This is a genomic window from Bacillus hominis, from assembly GCF_018332515.1.
Taxonomy (GTDB): Bacteria; Bacillota; Bacilli; order Bacillales; family Bacillaceae_G; genus Bacillus_A; species Bacillus_A hominis.
Genome location: NZ_BOQD01000282.1, coordinates 1 through 6,016, shown reverse-complemented (window position 1 = coordinate 6,016; position 6,016 = coordinate 1). Strand labels below are relative to the sequence as shown.

Annotated in this window: 5 protein-coding genes; all 5 read right to left on the bottom strand. The window is 30.5% G+C overall.

The features are described 5' to 3' along the window. Positions 1-38: 38 nt before the first annotated feature. A complete protein-coding gene (locus KI356_RS22415; RefSeq protein WP_212936503.1) occupies positions 39-1,064 on the bottom strand; it encodes a glycosyltransferase family 2 protein in 1,026 nt (341 codons plus the stop codon). 93 nt (positions 1,065-1,157) lie between these two features. Further along, on the bottom strand, positions 1,158-2,339 hold the full coding sequence (locus tag KI356_RS22410) for a glycoside hydrolase family 88 protein (RefSeq protein ID WP_212936502.1): 1,182 nt from the start codon (positions 2,337-2,339) through the stop codon (positions 1,158-1,160). Positions 2,340-2,352: 13 nt separating this feature from the next. Next, on the bottom strand, positions 2,353-3,540 hold the full coding sequence (locus KI356_RS22405; protein WP_212936501.1) for a glycosyltransferase: 1,188 nt from the start codon (positions 3,538-3,540) through the stop codon (positions 2,353-2,355). 11 nt (positions 3,541-3,551) lie between these two features. After that, the gene (locus tag KI356_RS22400) at positions 3,552-4,742 is read right to left on the bottom strand and encodes a glycosyltransferase (protein WP_212936500.1); all 1,191 of its coding nucleotides are present in this window, start codon (positions 4,740-4,742) and stop codon (positions 3,552-3,554) included. Between the two features lies 1 nt (position 4,743). Continuing rightward, complete coding sequence (locus KI356_RS22395) at positions 4,744-5,916, bottom strand: polysaccharide pyruvyl transferase family protein (RefSeq protein ID WP_212936499.1); 1,173 nt, start codon at positions 5,914-5,916, stop codon at positions 4,744-4,746. Between the last annotated feature and the right edge of the window lie 100 nt (positions 5,917-6,016).

Genomic DNA, 6,016 nt, shown 5'->3' with positions numbered 1-6,016 from the left:
ATATCCTCTATTATAAGTAGGAGTAAAAATAGTTAATTTCATATTATAACCTTCCTTTTTATCAATCCTAATTTCCCTCTAAAATAGTAATATTGATTTGACAAAAAGCATTCTCCCCATGTAAGTATTGCATTATTTAAGAATTTATTAATTTTTCTCCTTAAATGCAAAGGCGTATTCTCATCTTTCTTAACTGCCTCTATGACATGATAATAATTGTTTTCCCTTAAATATTTTTTAATTGCAAATAGACCCACACCACTTCTACATAAAAGATACGTTGTATCAATAATTGCTTCTGGAAGTAAATGGGTGTTGTACAATAACTCTATATCTTTATAGTTTGGATATCTTTGCTGAATATATTTTAACGAACGAGATCGAGATTCGTAGCAATCATATCTATCAAAATTAATTTTTGCTATTGCTGATTCATTATGAATTGTGTAGCTCATAAAGTAATCCATAGTTACTTTTACCTTTTCTGAGTTTACTAAACAATAATTAATAAATTCCACATCTTCCCCATATTTTGTCCTCTCATGAAAACAGATGTTGTTTCGGTCTATTATTTCTTTTTTTACAACAAAAGAACCTATACATATTTTAATTTTCCATAACCCATAATCACACACAATATCAATTCCTTTACTATAGAAATCGTTATTGTTAGCATAAACAACTCCATCTTTTTTTTTATACTTAAAACTTCCAATCAACATCTCCATACTTTCATTCATTTTAATGTTTTTGCAAACCTTTTCTAGTACATCCATCTCTAAAGTATCATCACCATCTAGAAATAGTATCCATTCTCCAGTTGCATATTTTATACCTAAATTTCGCGCAGTGGATACTCCACTATTATTAATATGTTTTACTATTACTCTATCATCTCGCCTTGCATACTCATCACACAAAATCCCACTATTATCAGCAGACCCATCATTTATTAATAGCAGCTCGAAATTTCCATTCGTTTGATTTAATACAGAATCAATACAGTTTTTTAAATGCTTCCCAACATTATATACAGGCACAATAATACTTATTGCAGGTCTCATAAAATCCTCCTCCACTTTCAGAAAAGAACGTATTTACAAATTTAGCACTCCAAAAGTCCCATTGTTTTTCCAACTAGCTATGCTCGTTATTCCTCAATTTTTTTTCAGGTAGCAATTTATATATCTAATACAAAACCCTTGAGTAAAAGGCAGTATATTAAATAACATAGAATATACACCTATGTCTTTAGTATCACCCTGTGAAAAATCAACCTCTCCTGTCCTTCTTGTAACACCCATTAAATAACTTATTGCATTATCCGCACAATCTAAACACTCTTCAGATATACCCTTTATTTTAGAAGCATGTAACATAAACCAGCCTAACATAGCTGTAGCTGATGAGTCCGCTCTACATTCATTTCGTGCTACAATCCAATTCCAGCTACCATTATTTTGTTGAAAATACACTACAGATTTCGCGAGTTTTTCAACACTTTTCTCCAATACAATTTTATATTCACTATCTTGCGGTAATTCATTCCACGTATCTATTAAGCCTATTGCAAACCATCCAAGTCCCCTTCCCCATCCATATAAACCTACAGGAATTTTATCTTTTGTCTTATAAGCGTGACTTGGGATATAGTGTGAATTTAACATACCATATTTCTCATATTCCATAATCTGTTTCATTGCTAAATCTATACATTCTTCTTTTTGATATCTTATGCCGTAAGTAACTAAAAATGGACATATGAAGCCTATCGTATCTACATATCTGTAGTTCTCCATAGTCTTCCTATATCCAACTGTGCCATCTTCACATATACAATCTTGTATAATTCCCCACGTACTATCTAGCGCTTTCTTATATTTATCCACTTCTATAAAGTTTAACTTCATAATGGCATAAGCTAATATCGCTACATCTACATGTTTAGGTTTTTCTTTCCAATCACCTTCATCGTTGAGTTTTGTGTTCAGGAACTCTATTATTTTCCCTCTTGCAAGATCATCATTTTCACATTTCAAATATTCAGAAATACCTAAAATCAATCCAGCTTCTTGCCAATGTTGTATAGTATTTTTGGTATAGTTTCCTTTCAACATATCGATTACAACTAGCCGTGTATTGTCCGTTACTTTTATTTTAGGTACTTTATTGATCCACTTAATCCCTTTTTTTGTTATGGATATAGACCATAGATCCCTATCTGTATACCTGCCTATTTTTATCCTTCTTATCCAATCATTAAAAATTGGGATTACATCAATCAACATAATAATTGCTATAATACTACAAAACACAATACATGCTATCGTAATATCCATAATATCCCCCATTTTAATAACGCTCTATTAATTCATATATTTTTTCTATCTCTGATTCAGTTCCTAAGTTTTCTTCTGACAAATTATTAGTTAATTTACTCCTTAAATTCTCATCATCTATTATTCTTTTAATTCCATTAAATATCGCAGTGGAGTTCATCTCGACAATAATTCCATTTTCCTCGTTTCGAATCTGATCCTTTGCTGTACTAAAATTCGTTACCACAATGGGTTTTCGTAAGATTTTCGCCTCATCGATAGCTATAGATTTCCCTTCATACCTAGATGGCTGAACATATATATCACTTTCTCTTATATATGGGTATGGATTTTCCTTAATTCCTAGTAAAACAAATGTCTCTTTCAATTTATTTTCTACTATTAATTTTTCTAAATATACTCTTTCTTCTCCATCTCCTATTACATACCATATTAGCTTATAACCACAATCTTTTAATTTTTTACATGCATCTATAGCCATTTCAAATCCTTTTTGATAGTTCAGTCTTCCTATAGAAACTATCTTTATTACCCCGGTTTCTACATCTACTTTTTCCAATGACATATTATTTATCACCTTAGGAGATACTATATTATGCATAACGCTTACCTTACTTTTATACATAGGAAATCTCTTCTTTAAAACGTTGGCGCATTCTTGAGAAACTGTCATTAAACTGTCTAACTTAAAAAAATATTCTATATCAATGCTAGGATCCATCCCTAATTTATCATAATCATTGTGTATAAATCCTATTTTTCTTTTTGCATGTACCATATCTATACAAAAGTAAATAGGGTTTTTTTCAAGATAACCAATAGCTACATCATAATTTTGATCTAAATGTTTTAAACCTTTCGATAGATACTTCCACACCCTTTGCTCACATCTCGCTTTATTTTTTTCACTTTTAAATACATATCCTGCATATATTCTTGCTACAGCTACATCTACTCTCCTGCTTTTGATACATTCCACAATCGCTTTTTTTATAGGCATATCAAAATACTGATACTCCAATTGTTCCTCTAACAAATTCACTTGTTTGGGTATTTTATTAAAAAATACCCCTTCATGTTTAAATAAAAATAAATCAACACTATACATTGAATAATTCATATTTTCCAACAACGAGATTAATGCCTTTTCGGCCCCACCACAGTTTAAATTATTAATTATAAATAATATTTTTTTTTTCATATGCACCACCACTATAAAATATCATATAATTTATATATTTCTCCCTCAGTTCCCAAATTCTCTTTAGATAAATTCCTCCTTAAATTCTCTCTTAATTGAACATCCTTTAACATAGTCTCAATTCCACTAGAGATTGATTTCGCATTCATACTTACAATTAAACCGTTCACTCCATGCTCAATTTGATCTTTAGCCGTGCTAAAATTAGTAACAATTATAGGTCTATTCAAAATTTTCGCCTCATCAATTGCAATAGATTTCCCTTCATACCTAGAAGGCTGAACATATAGATCCGTCCGTTTTATATACGGATATGGGTTTTCCCTAATTCCTAATAGTTTAAAATCACCTTCTAATTTTTCACTTTTAATAAGTGTTTCTAACGCTTCTCTTTCTCTTCCTTCTCCTAAAACATACCATCTAATTTTATAACCCTTGTTCATTAGTTGCTTACAAGATTCTATTGCCATATCTATCCCTTTTTCATAACTTAACCTAGCAACAGTAAGGATATTTACATAACTCTTGTCACTCATAGAATTGTCAATACTATCAACGTTAGAAAGGTCACTAATAAGCTTGGGAGATACTATATTGTAAATAGATTTAATCTTATGTTTTAAATGTTTGAAATTCTCCTCTAAAGATTTTGCACATTCTTCAGAAACCGCAATAATATTATCTAATTGTTCAAAGTATATATTATCAAAATCACGATCCATACCTGAATTAGAATAATTTGTATGAATCCACCCTATTTTCTTTTTCGCCTTGACTTTATCTACCACAAAATATATAGGGGATTTTTCAAGATATCCAATTGCTACATCATATTCCTTATCTAAGAATCCGAAAGATTCCCTCAAATATTTCCATGCATATTGTTCCGCAAGAGAAGTGTCTTTTATAGTTCTATTTTTTAAAAAAAACATAAATCTATAAAAAGCTAATTTAACTTGTCCATATTTAAAAAAACCTAGCACAGAAGAAATTAAATTTTCTGTAAACAAACTGTATGTTTTGGAAAAACACACTATATTAACTTCTTTTGGTAACGCATTAAAAAAAGAACCTGTTTTACTAAATAAATATAAATCCACATTATACAATGTATAATCTATTTGAGATAATAAATTAACTAAACTTTTTTCTCCACCACCAGCAGCTAAGCTCGGCATAACAAATAATAAGTTTTTTTTCATATCATTCCTCAAATCGTTTATTTAATTCATTTAAATATTCAACCGCTTTGTATGACATTTTTTTCATGTTGGGAATAACGTCTTTCAATCTCTCCCCTAATTCTTCCTCTTCTGCCACCATTTCATTAAATTTATCCTTTAACTCCTTACTATTAGATAGTTCCTCCACATTTACAACCAACTTTTCTTTACCAAACAAATCTCTTGCAATTCCTTTCGATTTCACACTATAACCCAATACCATAGTTGGCACGTAAGTTGAATATGCTGCAATTGTTGCATGTGTTCGAGCACCAATAAAAAATCGCATCCTTGCTATATATCCTTTATATTGCATAGCATTTAAATTATTTGGCAATATAATAACTCTACCAGTCTCCTTAAATTCTTCATAATATTCATACAAAAATTCGTAATCATCGTTTCCTTCCTGCATAACATGTGGCGTAAGAGCAATTGTCATATCTGTAGTTTTTAATATATGTGTTATTAAACTTTTCACTGCCTCTTGAGATTTTTTATTTTTATTCCATACAAGCGGACTAAAATTAAGTCCTACAGTATTCCCCTCTTGCCATCCTTTAGGTAATTTCAGCTCTTCTTTTTCGAGTGTAAATGCTGGATCCGCACATAACTTCACGTTATTAAGTCCCTTGCTTTTCAACATATTATAAGTGATGGTTTCACGAGCTAGTATTAAATCAAACAACCTTAAATCATTTAGTTTTTTTTCCGACATGTCTTCTTCACCAATTGAGCATCCCCATAGGACTAATTGTTTCCCACCTTTTTTCACTCTTCTATCTATTTCATACCATCCAGGCTGTTCTCCATAACAATAATTATCACCACCAATTGATAAATATACATCCATATCTTTTACATGCTTTATTATATTATGATGGATTTTTACCAACGCGTAAGATTCATCTTGCAACAACTTTATTCTTAACCAAGATAACCACCAATGGTATGTATATTTTTTTATGTTTCTATTAGTACCATCATATATACCATCTAGTTTTGTTATTATTTTATCAGTTTCAGGATTGTCAGATGCCAAATATATCTCTGCTCCAAGTATTTTCTCTTTTATAATATCAGTTGATGAGCGAACAATAGCTTCACACCCTCTGTTTAGACTTCCACTATGAGCAAACATCATAATCTTCAAACTAAATTCCTCCACCATTTTTTATTTGAACAATTCGCAAAGTAATTATACACACAGGTTTATAACATAAAATTTATTAACTTCACTTCAACTTCAATAT

Bases quoted from the DNA above. Each gene is read 5' to 3' on its own strand.
- KI356_RS22400 (WP_212936500.1), bottom strand. From the start codon at position 4,742: ATGAAAAAAAACTTATTATTTGTTATGCCGAGCTTAGCTGCTGGTGGT.
- KI356_RS22415 (WP_212936503.1), bottom strand. From the start codon at position 1,064: ATGAGACCTGCAATAAGTATTATTGTGCCTGTATATAATGTTGGGAAG.
- KI356_RS22405 (WP_212936501.1), bottom strand. From the start codon at position 3,540: ATGAAAAAAAAAATATTATTTATAATTAATAATTTAAACTGTGGTGGG.
- KI356_RS22410 (WP_212936502.1), bottom strand. From the start codon at position 2,339: ATGGATATTACGATAGCATGTATTGTGTTTTGTAGTATTATAGCAATT.